15 protein-coding genes are annotated in these 19255 nt (G+C 41.1%); 5 read left to right on the plus strand and 10 right to left on the minus strand.

Annotated features, from left to right (window positions below; all coding sequences use genetic code 11):
* Positions 1–5: 5 nt before the first annotated feature.
* The 5 genes from JMW64_RS09975 to serS all read right to left on the minus strand — a co-directional run bounded on the left by JMW64_RS09975 (position 6) and on the right by serS (position 6695).
* Positions 6–422: a hypothetical protein gene (locus tag JMW64_RS09975; RefSeq protein ID WP_201554522.1), complete on the minus strand. Its 417-nt coding sequence runs from the start codon at positions 420–422 to the stop codon at positions 6–8.
* A gap of 164 nt (positions 423–586) precedes the next feature.
* Entirely contained in the window at positions 587–2104 is a 1518-nt protein-coding gene (locus tag JMW64_RS09980) for a hypothetical protein (RefSeq protein ID WP_201554524.1), read from the minus strand.
* A gap of 269 nt (positions 2105–2373) precedes the next feature.
* Positions 2374–2994, minus strand: a complete 621-nt coding sequence (locus tag JMW64_RS09985) for a hypothetical protein (protein ID WP_201554526.1) — start codon at positions 2992–2994, stop codon at positions 2374–2376.
* A gap of 160 nt (positions 2995–3154) precedes the next feature.
* Positions 3155–5152 (minus strand): transketolase, encoded by a 1998-nt coding sequence (gene tkt, locus JMW64_RS09990; protein ID WP_201554528.1) that lies wholly within the window; start codon positions 5150–5152, stop codon positions 3155–3157.
* 256 nt (positions 5153–5408) lie between these two features.
* On the minus strand, positions 5409–6695 hold the full coding sequence (gene serS / locus JMW64_RS09995) for a serine--tRNA ligase (RefSeq protein WP_201502673.1): 1287 nt from the start codon (positions 6693–6695) through the stop codon (positions 5409–5411).
* Positions 6696–7128: 433 nt separating this feature from the next.
* Between serS and JMW64_RS10000 the strand changes: the two genes are divergently transcribed.
* Both JMW64_RS10000 and JMW64_RS10005 read left to right on the plus strand, forming a co-directional pair.
* Positions 7129–7788 (plus strand): YcxB family protein, encoded by a 660-nt coding sequence (locus tag JMW64_RS10000; RefSeq protein ID WP_055125130.1) that lies wholly within the window; start codon positions 7129–7131, stop codon positions 7786–7788.
* 375 nt (positions 7789–8163) lie between these two features.
* The gene (locus JMW64_RS10005; RefSeq protein ID WP_045453127.1) at positions 8164–8640 is read left to right on the plus strand and encodes a Dps family protein; all 477 of its coding nucleotides are present in this window, start codon (positions 8164–8166) and stop codon (positions 8638–8640) included.
* A gap of 278 nt (positions 8641–8918) precedes the next feature.
* Here the strand turns inward: JMW64_RS10005 and JMW64_RS10010 are convergent, their stop codons facing one another.
* From JMW64_RS10010 to JMW64_RS10020, 3 genes are all read right to left on the minus strand, one after another.
* Positions 8919–9608: a DUF2057 family protein gene (locus JMW64_RS10010; protein WP_201554530.1), complete on the minus strand. Its 690-nt coding sequence runs from the start codon at positions 9606–9608 to the stop codon at positions 8919–8921.
* A 75-nt stretch (positions 9609–9683) separates the two neighbouring features.
* On the minus strand, positions 9684–10487 hold the full coding sequence (gene hda / locus JMW64_RS10015) for a DnaA regulatory inactivator Hda (RefSeq protein ID WP_201554533.1): 804 nt from the start codon (positions 10485–10487) through the stop codon (positions 9684–9686).
* 335 nt (positions 10488–10822) lie between these two features.
* Positions 10823–11929: an AI-2E family transporter gene (locus JMW64_RS10020; protein ID WP_045444540.1), complete on the minus strand. Its 1107-nt coding sequence runs from the start codon at positions 11927–11929 to the stop codon at positions 10823–10825.
* A gap of 341 nt (positions 11930–12270) precedes the next feature.
* Here JMW64_RS10020 and purM point away from each other — a divergent pair, with 341 nt between their 5' ends.
* On the plus strand, positions 12271–13320 hold the full coding sequence (purM, locus tag JMW64_RS10025) for a phosphoribosylformylglycinamidine cyclo-ligase (RefSeq protein WP_201554535.1): 1050 nt from the start codon (positions 12271–12273) through the stop codon (positions 13318–13320).
* The gene (purN, locus tag JMW64_RS10030) at positions 13320–14012 is read left to right on the plus strand and encodes a phosphoribosylglycinamide formyltransferase (RefSeq protein WP_201554537.1); all 693 of its coding nucleotides are present in this window, start codon (positions 13320–13322) and stop codon (positions 14010–14012) included. Before purM ends, purN begins: the two co-directional genes overlap by 1 nt.
* 150 nt (positions 14013–14162) lie before the next feature.
* Here purN and JMW64_RS10035 read toward each other — a convergent pair whose 3' ends face one another.
* Together JMW64_RS10035 and JMW64_RS10040 are read right to left on the minus strand one after the other, a co-directional pair.
* Positions 14163–15545, minus strand: coding sequence for an NAD-dependent succinate-semialdehyde dehydrogenase (locus JMW64_RS10035; protein ID WP_201554538.1), 1383 nt, complete (start codon positions 15543–15545; stop codon positions 14163–14165).
* 401 nt (positions 15546–15946) lie between these two features.
* On the minus strand, positions 15947–16936 hold the full coding sequence (locus JMW64_RS10040; protein WP_045444529.1) for a LysR family transcriptional regulator: 990 nt from the start codon (positions 16934–16936) through the stop codon (positions 15947–15949).
* 690 nt (positions 16937–17626) lie between these two features.
* On the opposite strand from JMW64_RS10040, the gene JMW64_RS10045 reads away from it, so the two are divergent.
* Positions 17627–19213: an isocitrate lyase gene (locus JMW64_RS10045; RefSeq protein ID WP_045444527.1), complete on the plus strand. Its 1587-nt coding sequence runs from the start codon at positions 17627–17629 to the stop codon at positions 19211–19213.
* Positions 19214–19255 lie beyond the last annotated feature (42 nt).

Below are 19255 nucleotides of genomic sequence, written 5' to 3' on the forward strand. Positions count from 1 at the left end.
ATAAACTAACCTTTTAACGACTCACTCCATTGTCTGATATAGTCCATTTGCTTATTTACTGTGGTTAATTTATCTAGATCATCACAATGGTCAAAAGTCCTAACTCGGTTAGTACCTTGCTTTCCCATTTCAATTATATAGCCAACTTGTCCTCGTGACATTTGCTGACCCATACTTGAGCACACAAAATCTAATCTACATCCATTAATACATATAACGATGTTTTTAGGCTCTAATAGTGCCCTTAGTCCGAATAAAGCTTTATAAAAATCAATGCCTTGAAATTGATACCTACCAAATTCAGCCAATACAAGAGTTAGCCCAACATTTTCAGAAGAAGCCGAATAGCTTTCAAATATTAACTCAGCACTTTCTTTAATTTTATTGTTATAGATAGCTACTTTTTGATGCACGATATTCATCTTTGTGTCCAGCCTTTATACTTTTTGATTTCGGATTATAGATGTCTTTTTCAAGCTTTAGCCACATGGTAACGTTGATAACGGTCTTGCCTAAGAATCCTTTGAAGCTAGATTTTAGGGACATGGTGGCTTTCTCAAAAAATAATTCATTAGGTTGATATCTATTAAGTAAAGAACTTAAACCCATATAAGACAGCTATAAATATAATTACGCCAATGACAATTTTCATGAAGCTTGTACTTTCTTGTTTTGCTTCTGCAAAATTCTGTTGAATCGATTCTGTAACGAAGTCCATATCGGTTGAAGTAGGCTTATAACTGTTAAAAGATGCTTTATTAGCTAAGCTCGGAATATCATCAATAAGCTCAGTCACTTGTGGCCGAAGGTGCTTCTCATACTTTTTCCAAGAATTGTCACTCTCATAAAGTTTTCGTACGCCGTAATACATATCTTCTTCAAAATAACTGTCTTGAATCCATTCATCATAATAAGCTTGCTCCCAAAACTTGGCAGGAAGTACAGTAACCTCAGCTGTTTCATCACTGATTAAAATAGGAAATGAGCTTTGCAAAATACCATTGGGTAAATGTAATCGCCAAACGAACAGACTGGTAGACTTTAGTGGTAAAGGCGTAATGCTATTAGGGATGTCAAAACCAAGCATTCTAGTATGTTCGTCAGTTATGTGCTCAGCATACTTTAATATTTCTATATCATCTGTATCAGGAATGGTATTTTTAAAAGTATAAAGTTCATGTGCAATTTCTGCTAGATAAGAAACTGGTGTTCGCCCTGTCGGATCGTATACTATTCCAGCAGGACAAGAGTATGCCTGATCAGAAGACCATAGCATTTTATTTGCTTGAACGACATGAGCCCATACTACTTTGCCTGTTTTATATAACTTGGCCAATTGGTTGATCTGTTCATACAAAACGTCGTCTTTCATCCATTTTGGAGGCATCATCTGTAAGTAAGCTAAATCCGCTCGATCTAAATTAGCAAATTCAATCTCTCTATCAAACTTCAACTCCATAGTGGGTACGGGTGGCAAAGGCTGATTTAAATCTGTATTACTTAATATAGTAGATGGAACTAACTCCAACACACTTTGCCAAATTGTTTGGTCTTGTAATGCCCCATCGTCACTAGCTATTATCAATGCTTGGTAAATCACTTGCTTAGGAACGAAAAAATCACACAAACCTTGGATATCACTATCAAACTCGACAAACATGTTTTTAGTCAATGCGGTCTGATCCCCTATACAATGATCGCTTGCATCAGGGTACCAAACTGGGGCTTCTCTACGAGCTCGTCCAATGATTTCACCTAAATAGTAGCTCAATATCTCAATAGTCGAGCTATTGTGCAGCGAGTACTCTGAAGAAAATATTCGATGCTCTGTAAAGTCAGGCAGTCTTTTTTTAACCGTTAGCAACCACTCATCAATTCGCTTGAGACTATTTAGTGAATAATCAAGATTGCAGTCACGAAGCTCTTTTTCATATATAAAATCATGACGCTTGGTCAAATCACCTAACTCATTAGAACTCACCTTTTTTGACATGTTAGAAAAGAAATCATCTAACGTTAAGAGCACATTTACTGTTTCAACAGTCGGTTGATTAGACGTAAGGAATGGCTTTTGCGAGTTAATAGAATCAGTGTAATTTAGCATGTTGTTGTCTTAGAAGATGTGAGATTGAGTGACATGGTTTTATCCCAGTGCAATAACACGACAAATCATAGCATTTAGCTAATTTGTCGTACCGTTTTATATACTATAATTTTATTTTTATAGTTATATAGTAAAAATTTTTTATAAATATTACATCCAGGTTAAGTCTGTAAATAACTTTCCTCTAATCCATGATTTTTTGGTACTTTTATCATGAAATAGCAATTAGTTTATGTGGTGCGTTTAGCAAGACCTACATTCATTATGCCTTATTGATTAACAAAAACTTTAAACTCGTCGTCATTCTCAATTTTCATCATCTCTAATTTTTCGTTAGTTAACCTTTCGATATAATCGTATAGCATTTCATTTGGAAATACTCCATTACTTGCTTTTAAGTCTAGCTGTGTAATTATCTCACAATTTTTTGTAGCTTCTTCAATTTCAAATGCATGGCAAACTCCTCCTACAAAGCTCTCTCGAATAGATACTAGGTAGCTAATAGCTTCCTCTAGATCATGACCATTATTTTCTAGAAAATTCTTAAAAGATTTATCTCTAATTTTAATAGCTTCTGAGGATAATTTTTTACAAATCCAGTAACTTCCAAATCCTGATTTTTCAGAATCATCTATGACTTTTTTAATTTTTGGGTGTTTTGCCTTGTTGATATAAACGTCATCAACCGATAAACCAGTCGTCCACATTCCACCTTGAGAATATTTAGCCAAAGCGAAACTTGCATATTCAATATCTTTATAGTTATTTGTTAAAAAAATATTGAAATTTATCTTCAATTTTTCCTCAGCTGCTGCTTTCCTGCTATTTTCATAAGCCTGATATAAAAAAAGTAATAAAATAATTATACCAATAGAAATAAGCCAAATCATAATACCCCCAATAATGTAAGCTTTAAAGTATGTTAACTATAATTGAATTTATGGCTATAATAAAACAGTATTAGCTCCAAAACTAAAATTCAACCATAAAAAAAAGCCACCAGATTTCTCCGGTAGCTCTTTTTTTTAAACGCTAACTAAGTTAGGTTTATTACACCAAACTATTTACCGCTTCAACCACAGCGTCGGTAGTGATACCAAACTCTTTGTATAACTGATCTGCAGGAGCAGATTCGCCATAAGTGGTCATACCGATGATTTTGCCATCTAGACCAACGAACTTGTACCAGTAATCTACATGCGCCGCTTCTACTGCGACGCGAGCGCGGATATTGGCAGGCAATACGGCGTCGCGATAGCTAGCATCTTGCTCAACGAAAATCTCAGCACATGGCATAGAGACCACGCGGACGCCAACACCATTTGCGCTCAACGTTTCGTAAGCTTCCATCGCTAGGCCGACTTCTGAACCAGTCGCGATGATGATGGCTTGTAGCTCACCTTGCTCTTTCGCAAGTACATAACCGCCTTTGGTGATGTTCGCTACTTGCTTGCTATCACGTGCTTGATGTGGCAAGCTCTGACGGCTAAAGATTAACGCTGACGGGTTGTTTTCAGACTTGATGGCTTCTACCCAAGCGCTTGCAGATTCAGTCGCATCACACGGACGCCATGTGCGTAGATTTGGCGTAGTACGTAGGCTAGTCAATTGCTCAACTGGCTGATGCGTTGGGCCATCTTCACCCAGACCGATAGAGTCATGCGTATAGACATGGATAACGCGCTGTTTCATCAATGCGCCCATGCGTACTGCGTTACGTGCATATTCCATAAACATTAGGAACGTTGCTACGTAAGGGATAAAGCCGCCATGTAATGCGATGCCATTAGCAATCGCGGTCATACCGAACTCACGTACACCATAATAGATGTAGTTGCCATCAGCGTCTTTTTCGATGCCTTTAGCGCCTTTGAATAGCGTCAAGTTCGAGCCAGCCAGATCCGCTGAACCACCTAGTAATTCTGGTAATAAGGGCTGTAAGGTATTGATGGCGTTTTGACTGGCTTTACGGCTAGCAACATCGCCACCCGCTTCTTGCGTTTGCTGAATATAGGCTTGTGCTTGGCTATCAAAGTCAGCAGGCAGATCACCATTTAGACGACGCAATAGCTCAGACGCCAGTTCAGGATAGGCTTTCTTATAAGCGTCAAAATCAGCATCCCAGTTTTTCTGTTGGACGTCGCCTTTGGCTTTAGCATCCCATGCTTCATAGATTTCATCATCTAATTCAAACGGGGCATGCTTCCAAGACAATGCATCACGAGTCAAAGCGATTTCGTCATCACCTAACGGAGCACCATGACTGGCTGCTAGACCCTGCTTGTTCGGGCTACCTGCACCGATCGTGGTTTTGCAAATCAGTAGACTTGGTTTAGCAGTCTCTTTTAGCGCTTGTTCAGTTGCTTGCGTGATTGCATCAGCATCATGACCATCTACTTTGATAACTTGCCAGCCATAAGACTCAAAACGCGCTTGCGTATCATCTGTGAACCAGCCTTCGACATTACCATCGATAGAGATACCATTGTCATCATAGAAGAAGACCAGCTTGCCAAGACCTAACGTGCAAGCCAATGAGCAAACTTCATGACTGATACCTTCCATCAAGCAACCATCGCCTAAGAACGCATAGGTATTATGGTCAACGATGTTATGGCCGTCACGATTAAACTGCGCGGCTAAAGTTTTTTCTGCAATTGCAAAACCAACGGCATTGGCGATACCTTGACCTAGTGGACCAGTAGTTGTCTCAACACCTGGTGTATAGCCAAGCTCAGGATGACCTGGAGTTTTTGAATGCAACTGACGGAAACCTTTCAAATCATCAACGCTGACGTCATAACCAGATAAATGCAGCAATGAGTAAATAAGCATCGAGCCATGACCGTTCGATAATACAAAGCGGTCACGGTTGTGCCACTGTGGATCGGTTGGGTTGTGCTTCAAAAACTTGCGCCACAAAACTTCGGCAATATCGGCCATACCCATTGGCGCGCCTGGATGTCCAGAGTTGGCTTTTTGAACCGCATCAAACGACAGTACACGGATGGCATTGGCTAATTTACGTTCGCTAATTGGAGCTGGCATAGAGTGTCCTAGTATTGGGCTAAGAGGAGAGTTTACTCAAAGGAGTATAAGCATAAGGACGCCAAATGCGTCCCTAAGTTATAGACTATAAAATCAAAGTGTAATATTAACATATTTGCTATGAGGCTAGCCAAGAAATGGTATGACAGAATCGTTTGTGTTTAATAATTATTCATATCAGTTTTATCAAACCACCCTATATTAAAAAGCTGTGAGTCATCTTAGTAACTCACAGCTAGTACAAGCAATATAGATATTAAACTGAAATAGTCTCAGCACCGCCCATAAACGGACGCAATACTTCTGGAATCGTGATACTACCGTCAGCGTTTTGATGATTTTCCATTACTGCCAATAGTGTACGACCCACTGCCAAGCCTGAACCATTTAGCGTGTGTGCCAAGCTGGTTTGTTTGCCATCTTTGACACGTGTTCCCATACGGCGCGCTTGGAAATCACCGCAGTTAGAGCAGCTTGAGATTTCACGATAGGTATCTTGGCTCGGTAACCATACTTCGATGTCATAGGTCTTTTGTGCTGCAAAGCCCATATCACCCGTACATAACTGAACGGTGCGGTATGGTAGGTTCAACTGCTGCAAGATATATTCGGCTTGTCCAGTCATTGCTTCTAATAAATCATCAGATTGCTCAGCGGTAGCAATATTGACCATCTCAACTTTTTCAAACTGATGCTGACGGATCAAACCACGAGTATCACGGCCATGTGAGCCTGCCTCACTACGGAAACAAGGCGTATGCGCGGTAAACTTAAGTGGCAGCTCGCTAATATCCAAACGCTCGCCACGTACCAAGTTGGTCATTGGCACTTCGGCAGTAGGGATAAGATAAAAATCCATGTCTTCATTGTTTGTATGATTTTTGAGCTTAAACAAATCATCTTCAAACTTAGGCAACTGCCCCGTACCTTTTAGGCTGTCTGAATTCACAATATAAGGCACGTACGTTTCAAGATAGCCGTACTTCATGGTATGGGTATTGAGCATAAATTGAATCAGGGCGCGATGCATTTGTGCCAACTGTCCTTTTAGTACATTAAAGCGGCTGCCAGTCAGCTTGGTCGCGGCTTCAAAGTCGAGCATACCAAGTGTCTCGCCAATATAAGTGTGATCTTGAATTTCAAAATCAAACGTACGAGGCGTGCCCCACTTGCGCACTTCTACGTTATCATCTTCTGACGTACCCACTGGCACATCAGCTGCTGGAATATTTGGAATTTGCATAGCAGCTTTGTTGATACGCTCTTGTAGAGTGCGCAGCTCGTCTTCGGCTGTTTTAATCTCACCACTGACATTCTGCATCTCAGCCAATAGCTCACTGGCATCTTCGCCTGATTTTTTCAAAGCACCCACTTGCTTAGCACCCGCATTACGGCTCGACTGCAACTCTTCGGTTTTGATCTGCAAAGATTTACGTTCTGACTCAACCGTTTGCCAAAAATCTATGTCAAGTGCATAACCACGAGTGGCCAGTTGCTGTTGTAAATCGCTTAAATCGCCGCGTAAGAGTTTTGGATCAATCATAATAGTTGCCTGTAACGCTAGAAGTGAGGAAGAGGTTCGAAAGTGTTATTTTTAAAGATACTGTTTTTAAAGGGGCTGATTTTATCAAAATAAGTGATAGCCGCTATAATACCAAGACACAGCAGATTTGACCATGTTTTGACCTCTGCTGATTGAATTTTCATTTATTACTTTCATTATCCGTAGCCAGTTATATTTGCTTTAAATACATCTCTCAAAGTTCAGCTTACCTCAATAAGCCTCGCCCATCTTTGTTAAAACCATTAATATCACCTCTATCAACGAACAGAGCGGCTTATATGTTTCATTTAGGGGTACTTTTCGGTAAGATAAGCGCATACCTTTTATTCGACTTCTAGCCAAGTACGACGTAGCTGCTACGTTTTGTCGATTTAAACCCAACACTTTCAATACAAGTATTTGAGAAACCTTTATGGCCTTGTACCCCTATACGCTACAACCTGTCGCCTTAAACCTAACCGAGGCAGAATTTCACCAAGCACAATACGAGCTATTTGCCAGTGCCAGCCCTTCTTTCGGTCTAAAAAGTATCAAAATGAAAGAATGGATCATTATGGCGGTAACCGTGGTACTAGCGATCGCAGGGTTGGTTTTTGTGACAGGCTACTCAACCATTATCTTTTGGCTGATGCTAGTTTCAGTCGTCATTTATTTACTGGTTCGTACCCTTGGCTTTAAATGGTATGTGAAAAGAGAGTTTGACAAGCAAGTGGCCGATCAAGAGATGCCAGACGAGATGCGTCAGATGAAATTGGGCGTACAAAAGCATGGCCTCGTCATGGCGATGCCAGTGAATCAGCCTGACACATTTAATAACAACCAAATGCGCGGCATGCAAATGCGAGCAGGCACGACCCAGCAAGCCGTCATTCCATGGTCAGCTGTCAAAAGCTGGGATGAGACGGACGACTATATCTTTATGATGTTTGAGATGAAAGGTCAACAAGGCAGCCAAATTGTGCCAAAGCGCTTAGAAGCACAGAAGTTTCCGATCGATACGGTACGTCAGCATTTGCAAGAAGTTATCCCCGTTAAAGGCTTAAACCCTGAAAACTTACAGCCGCCAGCATAAAATAGTAGAAGACTTCTTTATCGCTTACTCTATGAGCGATAAAGAAATGATCAATAAAAAATAATTTTTACAAAATCAATCATAATTATAAATTTATTGAAATTAACTTATTGATGGTGCTCTGCTATTATAATAGCTATCAAAAGCAAGGTGATAATTGCTCTAAATTATATGAATGTATAGTTATGATTTCAGCTTAAGCTGACGCCATTCTATATGGCAGTTTTATCATACTATTTTCTAAGATTGTTACTTTTTAAGGCTGAAAAGCGTTAATATATTAAAGAGCATAGTAATGTAGCACACGAGTTGCTACACTTCTCATCTTCTTCATTTAATGTTTTATATCAACACTCAAACTATAAGGATAATATTATGAGTAACGCTACTAATCAAATCGGTCTAGAAAAAGCTGACATGAGCGAAGTCATTGCACAACTAAACAATTTATTGTCAACTTATCACGTCTTTTATTTAAACGTCCGTGGCTATCACTGGAATGTAAAAGGTGAGCACTTTTTCACCTTGCACCCAAAGTTTGAAGAATTGTATACCGCGCTACAATTACAAATTGATGAAATCGCTGAGCGTATCTTAACTTTGGGCGGCACACCGCTGCATGCTTATAGCGATTTTACTCAACATACTAGCATTCAAGAAGATAAAAACGTCAAAGATGGCAATGCTTGTGTGAAAGGCGTGGTAACGGGTTTACAAGCTTTGATTACAGAGCAGCGTAAAGTATCTGCTCTAGCAGCAGACAGCGAAGATCAAGGAACAGCTGACCTCGTAGATGCCTATGTACAAGAGCAAGAAAAGCTCATCTGGATGTATAACGCCTTTTTAGGTTAATCATTGCTAAAAAAACAGTACATCACTAGGGCGTGTCCTCATTTTAAAAATGGTGATAAAAATGAGATAAATTGCAGTTAAACAAGGAAGATAGCGCTGTTAATATCGAGATATTGATAAGCTATTTGACGATGTTTAACAAAATTTAGCCATTTTTAGCCCATTTTTAGCCCATTTAGAGAGTAATTGATTGAATTGAGGACACGCCCTAAAATCTAGATCGTAAAAAAGCACCTACTTTAGGTGCTTTTTTTGTAGTTGCTGTTGCTAATGAAACCTTATTTTTGCATCCATTGACGCATTTTTTCGCGCTCAGCAGGCGTGGCTTGTAACCAAATTTGCATAAATTGATCTAAGGTATTAGCAGATGAATTAACACTAGTGGTTTGCTTAGTAGTCGCTACCGTACCCGTATTCACATTTGGTTGATCTAATGCGGCAATCGCACGCTGATTCTGTAGCTCTGCATCATCTGCTCCGCCAAACACACCGCCGAACGCCTTGCCTAAACCTGACAACAATCCACCTTGATTACCAGCGATACCTTGCTGACTTGCAATCACAGTATTGTTTTTCTCTACTGCCAGTATCGGACGCTTGGCATATTCTTTAGCTGCTGCATACTCTTCTGGCTGATTCGGCATGGTCAGACGATAGGTTTGATTGTCCGCCAATTCTGCCGTCACGCTCACATTACCCGAACGTAAATAATCATGCTCATCACGGCGCAAGTCATATAAACGGTCATACTTCGCAGTAATCGCATGTTGACCCGGCTGAAGCGTGAACTTTTTAGTCAATGGTTGAAAAGCGCTCTGCTGCACTTCTTGCCCATTGATAGCCGTGACTTTGATATGGTCATCAACCAGTAGCGTTACTTCAGCATGCGACAGCATAGAGATAGAGCCTGCACCAATAAGCAACGTGCTGATGGTCAGTTTTTTTAGCAAAGAAGCATTGGATTTCATAAGTGATTCCATTAATAGTGAAAACGTTTTGGCAATAGTAAAAGCGCTTTGGATAAAAGACTTTAGTTGTTAATGCTAAAAATCGAGTGGCATCGTATGTTGATCTTGTTCCGCTGAATCGTTATCTACTTGTGTCTCTTGCGCAATATCAGCAAGCTCTGCTGCTAGTGTCTGCTCATCAATGGTACGCAATGCGTCAATGATGACTGCTTTGGATATATTGCTACGCCCAAGGTTCGAAAACATCGGCTGAATATAATTGAGTACTTCCATCATCGCACCGATGCGATGTGGTCCCTCAGTAAGCAAATAATCAATAATTCGATCATCAAACTGCCAACCACGCCGACGCAAGATAGATTGTAATAACGCCTGACGGTCGGCTAAGTCATGACCATTGGGTACTTTAAACGTAGGTGCTTGTGCCAAACGAGTCAGCAAATCCCTCAATTGAAAGGGCAAATCACCAGCAGGCTTATTGGCTGCAAACAACAATTGACGCTGACCTTCACGACTGCGATTAATCAAATGAAATAAGGCTTCTTGCCATTGACTGCTTTGCTCCAATACCTCTAAATCATCGATCGCGATTAGATCGAAGTTTTCTAGAGAGGAGAGGACGTGCACATCGGTATGAATCAACTCATTGAGTGACAAACAAATCGCTGACTTGTCCATCTCAATAAATGACTCACAGATAGCAGATAATAAGTGCGACTTGCCCGTAGCAGGACTGCCAAATAGGTACAGTTGACCGATCAGGCCGACATGTAGTTGCCGCACTGCATCAATAATCGACATCCAACCAGGACCGGCAAAGTCACTTAGACTTGCATCATGCTTAATGTCCAGATTGAGACTTAGCTGTGCTTCTGCCATGAATCATCAACTCGTTTTGCGTAATGCAATAAATAAAAGGATAAATTATTAATAACTGTCTTTGAGATGCTCTTATACTACCTGATATAAACTTGCTGCGTTAGCATCTCGTTGTTTTAATCGAGAGTATATCTGAGAATTACCTAATCAAAAGTCATCTTGTTAACGACCAACTGGATAACGGCTGATACTGTCAATACTGCGCCTATATATAACATATTTGCAAAATGACTGACAAGTCTTTTACCTATTAAGCCTTATCAATCACCATTTATTATCCGTCATCAATTTTACTATCCAATTATGATGACCTCGTTACTCTAACGATAAAATACTTATCTCTTCTCAAACAAAGCCAATTGCTTACGACCTTTATAAAAATCAGTCGAACGATAGTAGATGTATAAATGGCGAAACAGTACATTAAGCACGGCAGACACTGGCAGTGCGATGAGCATACCAACAAAACCCAATAAGCTTGCGCCTGCCAATACAGCAAAAATCACCCAAAGCGGCGATAGACCTATCTTATCACCCAATAGTAACGGCTGTAGAATATAACCTTCTGCGGCTTGCCCAACTAAAAACGCTCCGACGATCAGCGACAAATACGTCCAATTTAGCCCAAACTGGAACAGGCAGGCGATAATGGCAGCGATAAAACCAATGCCAAAACCCAAATAAGGAACAAAGCTAGCAATACCGGCAACCATACCAATAATAAGCCCAAGCTCAAGCCCAATAAGCTGTAATTGCACCGCATAAATAGCGCCCAATAAGACCATCACCAATAGCTGACCTTTGATAAATGCCATCAATGCAAGGTCACACTCTCGAGCAATTTGAATGACTTTTTTGCTATACGCAGCGGGAATCGCCAGCTTCCATGTCTGCAGACGCTGATCCCAATTGAACAAAAAATAAAAGGTTAAAATCGGTACTAGCACAATGAGTCCAGCATTATTGATGAAGTTCATGCTCGACACCAATATTTGGTTCATCATGGTACTGGCATCTTCAAACTTATAATTGGTCTGCATGTATTCAACCAATGTCTCAGAAAACCCTTTAGACTCCAACTCTGGCAGATTGATACGACTGTTGTTAACGAACCATTCACGTACGACTTCATTATACCAAGTTAAGACCTTAGGCAGATACTCCCACGCCGCTTGCAACTGATGCCACAAAGTCGGTATTAACCACCAAAGCAGTAGCACCATTCCTAAAGTGATGGTGGAATAGACAATGATAATCGCCACCCAGCGTTTGATATACTTCGATAAGCGTTTGACCAGCGGATTGAACAAATAAGCCAGTACGAAAGCAAAGACAAACGGTATAATGACTGGCATCATCAAATACAGTAACAATATACCCACCACCATCGCAACGACAATAAATAAGCGCCGAAAAAAAGGATCTATTGGTTGGTTCATCATGACAAGGAATCCTATGATAGGCTGATTTAAGATGGAGGTATAATTGAAAGAAATGATACGTCTTATCGTACAACAACGGCGTAATAGCGAACTGTTATCGACAATAAATTTAGCGTTCCATTATCGCAGAGTACAGCAAAAAATCCGTCATTTTTTGTTTCTTAACTTTTTATTTACTACTTAAAGTCAGTCTTCGTGAAATATCCGCCAAATATCCGCAAGTTGCTTTGCGAGTAAGGGTCATTTTTGGGTATAATGCGCGCACTATATTCAGAATTAACACGACCAACTCGATTTTCTACTGACAGACCTTCATTCCCTATAAAATTTGTGAGATGACCATGAGTAACAAGCCTTCTTTAAGCTACAAAGATGCTGGTGTTGATATTGATGCTGGCGATGCGTTGGTACAACGTATTAAATCAGTGGCAAAAGCCACCTCTCGTCCTGAAGTTGTGGGCGGACTTGGCGGCTTTGGAGCGCTTTGTCGTATACCAACTGGTTACACCTCACCGTTATTAGTTTCAGGTACTGATGGTGTGGGCACCAAACTTAAACTGGCGTTACAGCTAAACCGTCACGACACGATCGGTATCGACTTGGTCGCCATGTGCGTCAACGATTTATTGGTTTGCGGTGCAGAGCCATTATTTTTCTTAGATTACTATGCGACTGGCAAGCTTGATATTGATGTAGCAGCGACTGTGGTCACTGGTATTGGTGAAGGCTGTAAGTTATCAAACTGTGCCCTGATCGGCGGCGAAACCGCTGAGATGCCAGGTATGTATCAAGACGACGATTATGACTTGGCAGGCTTTTGTGTCGGTGTGGTCGAAGAAGCAGAAGTCATCACTGGCGAAAACGTCGCGGAAGGCGATGTATTGATCGCTCTTGCCTCAAGTGGTGCACACTCAAACGGTTATTCATTGGTACGTAAAGTCATCGAAGTCAGCGGCATTGATGTGACGAGCAGTGATGAGCAATTAGACGGTCAGCCTATCCAAGACGCGTTAATGGCCCCTACTCGCATCTATGTTAAAGCGATTAAAGCGTTGCAAGATACTCTTGGTAGCTCAGCGCTGCATGCAATGTCACATATCACTGGTGGCGGCTTAACCGATAATTTACCACGTGTATTACCAGAGAATTTAGCTGCTAGCATTGATACGACTAGCTGGCAGTTCTCAGAGCTATTCACTTGGTTACAAACCCAAGGAAATATTGAACAAAGCGAGATGTACCGCACCTTTAACTGCGGCGTTGGTTTTGTCATTGTCGTGCCTAAAGATAAAGCAGATGCGGCCATTCAAACTTTGAACGATGCTGGTGAAAAAGCTTGGCAATTAGGCGAAATGGTGAAGCGCGAAGCGGATTCTGTGGTGTACCGTTAATGTCAGACAGTCAAAAAAAAATTGATAATAACCCTTTACGGATTGCTGTACTGGTATCTGGTAGTGGTAGCAACTTGCAAGTACTGATAGATGCGATGCAAGCTGGCGCACTGCCGATTGAGATTGTTGGCGTCATTAGTAACCGTGAAGATGCTTATGCCATCACCCGTGCAAAAGACGCTGACATTCCCGTAGCCGTATTGTCACATGTTGCTAGCGGCAAACGCATGGGAATCAAGACCTTTGAGAATCATGCCAGCAGCCAACTAGCCTTATGGCAACCAGATCTCATTGTGTTAGCTGGTTTTATGCGTGTCTTGAGTGCAGATTTTATCGATAATGCACCAGCGCCGATGATTAATCTGCACCCCTCTTTACTACCTATCTATAAAGGCCTTGATACCCATCAGCGTGCGATACAAGCAGGTGAGCGACATCATGGCTGTAGTATTCATGTCGTCACCGCTGAGCTAGACGCGGGTACTGTTTTGACCCAAGCGCTGTTAGAGATACATCAAAGAGACACTGCCGATAGCTTGCAAGCACGCGTGCAAAAGCTTGAGCATCAATTGCTCCCTTGGACGATTTTATTATTGGCCAAAGGCGCACTCTCGCTAGACCATGCTCAAGCAGCCAATCAACAAAGTATGTCTTTACCAACGCTACCATTAAAACTATATTTGAACGACTGAGTAAGTAGCGACAGTCACAAATTATCAGGCACCAACTATCAAGCTTAAACTCTTTGCATAAAAAAGCCCAGTCACTCAATGAATGACTGGGCTTTCTAATAGCTACCTTTAAAATCTTCTAAAGCATATTAATCCCGAAGACGTCAGCTATTATTGACTTTTATGAACATGTAGCCCTTTAATATTTACAAATTCTTTGATACCAAAACCGCCATGCTCGCGACCATGACCTGAGTTTTTCACTCCACCAAATGGCAACGCTGGATTTGCAAGACCGTAACCATTGATGTAGACCATGCCCGTATCAAACTCTTCACGCGCTAGGCGAATGGCTTTGTCTTCGTCTTTAGAGAAGATAGCACCGCCCAAACCGTAGCGACTGTCATTGGCAATGCGTAATGCATCATCTTGGTCTTTGGCTCGTATTAATGAGGCGACAGGACCAAATAACTCGTCATCATAGGCAGGTTGGCCTTTTTCGACATTCTCCAAGATAGTGGCTGGATAAAAACTGCCTTTACCTTCTGGCAATTGACCACCAACAGCAATCGTTGCGCCTTTTGCCACACTGTCTTCTACTTGCTCATGCAACTTTTCTTGTAAATCTTTGCGGGCTAATGGACCAAGATCAGAGGCATCATCCATCGGATCGCCAGATTTAGCATCTGCAAATTTTTCGACAATGCGTTTACGGAAATCATCGTATAAGCTATCAACGACGATAAAGCGCTTAGCGGCGACACAAGTTTCACCGTTATTAATGAGACGCGCTTGGGTACAGGTTTCTACCGCTAACTCTACATCAGCATCTTCTAAGACAATAAAGGCATCGTTTGAGCCTAATTCTAGCACCACCTTTTTAATGGCTTTTGCTGCTTGCTGACCCACAATGCTACCAGCGCCGTCGCTACCTGTCAGTGTGACACCGCGCACTTTGTCATGACCGATTAATGCTTCTGATTGGTCGTGATCGATTAAAATCGTACGGAACAAATCGTTTGGTAACTCTGACTCATGGAAGATTTTTTCGATTAACAAGCCTGAACCAGTCACGTTTGACGCGTGCTTGAGTAAAATACTATTACCTGCCATCAGATTTGCGATAGTATAACGGAATACTTGGTAAGCAGGAAAGTTCCATGGCTGCATGCCATAGATAACACCGATAGGCTGATAGGTCACAATACCTTTCTTCAAGCCTTCAATATCACGCTCATCGTCAGCAAGTGCAGCCACCCCTTTTTCTGCGGTATAGTCACAAATTGATTTACACAAATCTATTTCTTGCAAACTCTGACTATAGAGCTTACCACGCTCCTCAGTCATAAGTTTAGACAACTCTTCTTTATACTTAAGCAATGTCTCACCGATAGAATTGATGACTTTTGCACGCGCTTCATGGCTGGTTTTACGCCACTCAGTAAATGCTTGGTGCGAGGATTCAACAATCTTGTTCACCTCATCATTACTCATGTAATTGTATTCTTTGATCGCTTCACCCGTTGCTGGGTTTATAGTAGTAATATCTGCCATGATTATTATCCTTATTTATTAAACTATTTTATTGGTTTGAAAATTGATCGCTTTATCATCTGAAACTTTAAAAATACATAAACCAAGAATGGTCATTTTTATAAACGCATCTGGTTAGATTGGACAACTTCATCAACGATTTTATGAAATCCGATACTGTCGTATAACTTAACAATAGGCTATGTATTTGTCTTTTTTCTTAAGTAGGATTTATCATAGCAAAATGTACAACGAGTAGTTTTACAAGTTATAAAGAAGTGTTCATAAGATGTTAAGAATGTGACTGACTGATTTATTAGGTCAAAATCTTGGACGAGATTTTTCAGCAAAATTACGCCAATAAAAAACCAGCGCTTGGGCTGGTTTAATAAATAAGCAATCGATAACCAAAAATAAATGGCTTAAAACAAATGATTCATCACAGGAATTTCTTGGGGTGGATTCTCTTCTTCGTCAACAATTTGACGAGCCACATGCATGATAAGCTGACGCAACCAACGATGGGCGGGATGATGCTGCAACAAAGGCGACCACGCCATCGTTAGCTCAAATTCAGGGATAAAAAATGGTGGCTCGACCATCATGATACTGTCGTTATTAGCCTGCATTTTTGCCACACGCGTAGGCAAAGTTGCAACCAAATCTTTATTGGCTGCAAGCATGGCTGGCATTTGATAGTGGCGGGTAAAAACACTGATTTGACGTTTTTGACCTAAACGTTGCAGTGCTTGATCAATTGAACCTAGGCCACCAGATTTTTCTGGATTGACACCAAATCCCACACCCATACCAGTTTTAGAGACCCAAACGTGCTGCGCCTTAAGATAATTTTTAAGATTAAACCGATGAGCATAGGGACTGTCAGAGGACAATAGGCAGCTAAAGGTATCACGCCAGACTAGGACTTGGTGGAAACTTTGCGGAATTTCATTAAAGCGGTTGATCGCTAAATCCACTCGCCCCTGCTCCATATCACGATATGAGACGTCCGATGGCGTTAAGAAATCTAAGATGACATTTGGTGCCTCTGAACGCAATGCTTTGACCAATTTTGGTACCAGTGTCGCTTCAGCATAGTCTGAGGTCATGATGCGAAAAACGCGCGAGGTACTATAAGGACGAAATTCTGTGCGTGGCTCTAATACTTGTGTCAAATCCGCCAGTATTTCACGGATACGAGGTTGCAACTCCAAAGCGCGTTCAGTCGGCGTCATGCCTTCGGATGAGCGTACCAGCAATGGATCATTAAATAGCTTACGTAGCCGGCGCAAAATATTACTCATGGCAGGTTGGGTAATGCCAAGCTGCTCAGCTGCACGAGTGACGTTTTTTTCTCGTAACAACACATCTAGATGTACCAATAAATTTAAATCTACCCGCTGCAAATTCATATATGTCTCTTTACCTTAAAATAAATACCACTACAAACGCGGCGTTTTTTGCCCTGTTATTTAGTATAAATCATCTATCACAGCATGAAATAAGGACAATTTTATATTAATTATTTTGATATACGCTTATTATAACTGAAATCATTCATCATAAGTCATTGTTTTATATGTACTATCATAAAATTAAATACCCAAGATAATAATCATAAACTAGATAAATCAAGGCAACCTAGTTATAGTGGCTAGCAAGCGCTTAATCAGTCCTTGTTTAATGTTAGGTAGTCGCCGTGCGTTTTGATGGATTGACTACCACAGGTATTTTATCGCATTTTCATGCGGAAATACGGACATAACATTTATTACGCAAACTTAATTTTTTGCTCTCATTTATTTTTAAGCTTGAATTAGTAGTTGGCACTTTTTAGGGCAATAAGCACTTTAACAGTCAAAAAAGGCTTATAAAAAAGCGCATTTAACCTAAAACAAAAGACCCAATAATAAAAGCTGACCAATTCGACAGGTTTTATTTGCTTTTATCATAATTTTCTTATAGTTTAGTAGAGATTGCTAACGCACAAGGTTTATATTTTAGATTTTTACTTCTGCCAGCATCTTTCTACATATATCAAAATTACCTCAATACTTGTAATTTTCTAAGTAACTAATTTTCACCACCCCAAGGAGACATAGATGTCAACTGCATATAAATCAGCGATCGACTTAGTACGTGAATTAAAGCAAAAGCACGGTAACTGGCAGAATATCAGCGAAACCGATGCGGCACGTATGATGTCACAAAACCGTTTTAAAACGGGCTTAGATATCGCCAAATATACTGCAAAAATCATGCGTCAAGACATGGAAGACTATGACAATGATACGTCTCAGTACACGCAGTCTTTAGGTGCATGGCATGGTTTTGTGGCTCAACAAACCATGTACGCTAAGAAAAAATATTTCGGTACTACGTCTAAAACTTACATCTACCTATCAGGTTGGATGGTTGCAGCCCTTCGCTCTGAGTTTGGTCCTCTTCCTGACCAATCTATGCACGAAAAAACCTCTGTACCTAAGCTAATCGAAGAAATCTACACCTTCTTGCGTCAAGCTGATGCTAAAGTATTGAACGACTACTTCCGTGAGCTAAACGCTGCAGAAGAAGCGGGTCAAGATACCTCAGCTATCCTAGAAAAAATCGAAAACTTTGATTCACATGTTGTGCCAATCATTGCTGACATCGATGCAGGTTTCGGTAACGAAGAAGCCACTTACTTGCTAACCAAGCAAATGATCGAAGCTGGTGCTTGTGCTATTCAGGTTGAAAACCAAGTATCTGACGCTAAGCAATGTGGTCACCAAGCGGGTAAAGTCACTGTACCGCATGAAGACTATATCGCAAAAATCAACGCTATTCGTTATGCATTCTTAGAGCTTGGTGTTGAAGACGGCGTTATCGTTGCTCGTACTGACTCTGAAGGCGCGTCACTCACGCAAAAAATCCCAGTATCAAATGAGCCAGGCGATCTTGCTTCTCAGTACATCGATTTTATCGAGATGGAAGAAGTCACGCTAGAAAACGCCAAAGAGAACGACAGCTTGCTTAAGCATAACGGCAAACTAGTACGTCCAGTTCGTCTTCAAAATGGTCTATATCAATTCCGTGAAGAAACGAACATCGACCGTGTCGTACTTGACTGTGTAACGGCTCTAGAAAATGGCGCTGATCTACTATGGATCGAAACACCGACTCCAGACGTCGCACACATCAAAATGATGGTTGATCGTATTAAAGAGCAACAGCCAAAAGCCAAGCTTGTATACAATAACAGCCCATCATTCAACTGGACACTGAACTTCCGTAAGCAAATCATCGCTCAGTGGGAAGAAGAAGGCAAAGACCTATCTGCCTACAATAAAGATGACTTGATGAGTGCTGATTACGATGGTACTGAACTTGATACAGCAGCTGACGAAGCGGCTAGAAACTTCCAACGTGATGCATCACGTGAAGCAGGTGTGTTCCATCACTTAATCACGCTACCTACTTATCACACCACTGCGCTTAGCGTGCATGAGCTTGCTAAAGGCTACTTCGGTGAAGATGGTATGCTTGCTTATGCTGCTGGCGTACAACGTAAAGAAATCCGTGAAGGCATCGCTTGTGTGAAACACCAAGCAATGGCTGGTTCTGACCTTGGTGATGATCACAAAGAGATTTTCTCAGGTGAAAACGCCCTTAAAGCTGGCGGCGGCAAGAACACAATGAACCAGTTCTAATCACCGACCACTTATAAGTACATCTCGTAAGCACCAGTTATA

The sequence above is a fragment of the Psychrobacter immobilis genome, assembly GCF_904846065.1.
GTDB classification, from domain to species: Bacteria; Pseudomonadota; Gammaproteobacteria; order Pseudomonadales; family Moraxellaceae; genus Psychrobacter; species Psychrobacter immobilis_H.

Coding starts and splice junctions, on each gene's coding strand:
- JMW64_RS09975 (WP_201554522.1), bottom strand. CDS start 422: ATGAATATCGTGCATCAAAAAGTAGCTATCTATAACAATAAAATTAAA.
- JMW64_RS09980 (WP_201554524.1), bottom strand. CDS start 2,104: ATGCTAAATTACACTGATTCTATTAACTCGCAAAAGCCATTCCTTACG.
- JMW64_RS09985 (WP_201554526.1), bottom strand. CDS start 2,994: ATGATTTGGCTTATTTCTATTGGTATAATTATTTTATTACTTTTTTTA.
- tkt (WP_201554528.1), bottom strand. CDS start 5,152: ATGCCAGCTCCAATTAGCGAACGTAAATTAGCCAATGCCATCCGTGTA.
- serS (WP_201502673.1), bottom strand. CDS start 6,695: ATGATTGATCCAAAACTCTTACGCGGCGATTTAAGCGATTTACAACAG.
- JMW64_RS10000 (WP_055125130.1), top strand. CDS start 7,129: ATGGCCTTGTACCCCTATACGCTACAACCTGTCGCCTTAAACCTAACC.
- JMW64_RS10005 (WP_045453127.1), top strand. CDS start 8,164: ATGAGTAACGCTACTAATCAAATCGGTCTAGAAAAAGCTGACATGAGC.
- JMW64_RS10010 (WP_201554530.1), bottom strand. CDS start 9,608: ATGAAATCCAATGCTTCTTTGCTAAAAAAACTGACCATCAGCACGTTG.
- hda (WP_201554533.1), bottom strand. CDS start 10,487: ATGGCAGAAGCACAGCTAAGTCTCAATCTGGACATTAAGCATGATGCA.
- JMW64_RS10020 (WP_045444540.1), bottom strand. CDS start 11,929: ATGATGAACCAACCAATAGATCCTTTTTTTCGGCGCTTATTTATTGTC.
- purM (WP_201554535.1), top strand. CDS start 12,271: ATGAGTAACAAGCCTTCTTTAAGCTACAAAGATGCTGGTGTTGATATT.
- purN (WP_201554537.1), top strand. CDS start 13,320: ATGTCAGACAGTCAAAAAAAAATTGATAATAACCCTTTACGGATTGCT.
- JMW64_RS10035 (WP_201554538.1), bottom strand. CDS start 15,545: ATGGCAGATATTACTACTATAAACCCAGCAACGGGTGAAGCGATCAAA.
- JMW64_RS10040 (WP_045444529.1), bottom strand. CDS start 16,936: ATGAATTTGCAGCGGGTAGATTTAAATTTATTGGTACATCTAGATGTG.
- JMW64_RS10045 (WP_045444527.1), top strand. CDS start 17,627: ATGTCAACTGCATATAAATCAGCGATCGACTTAGTACGTGAATTAAAG.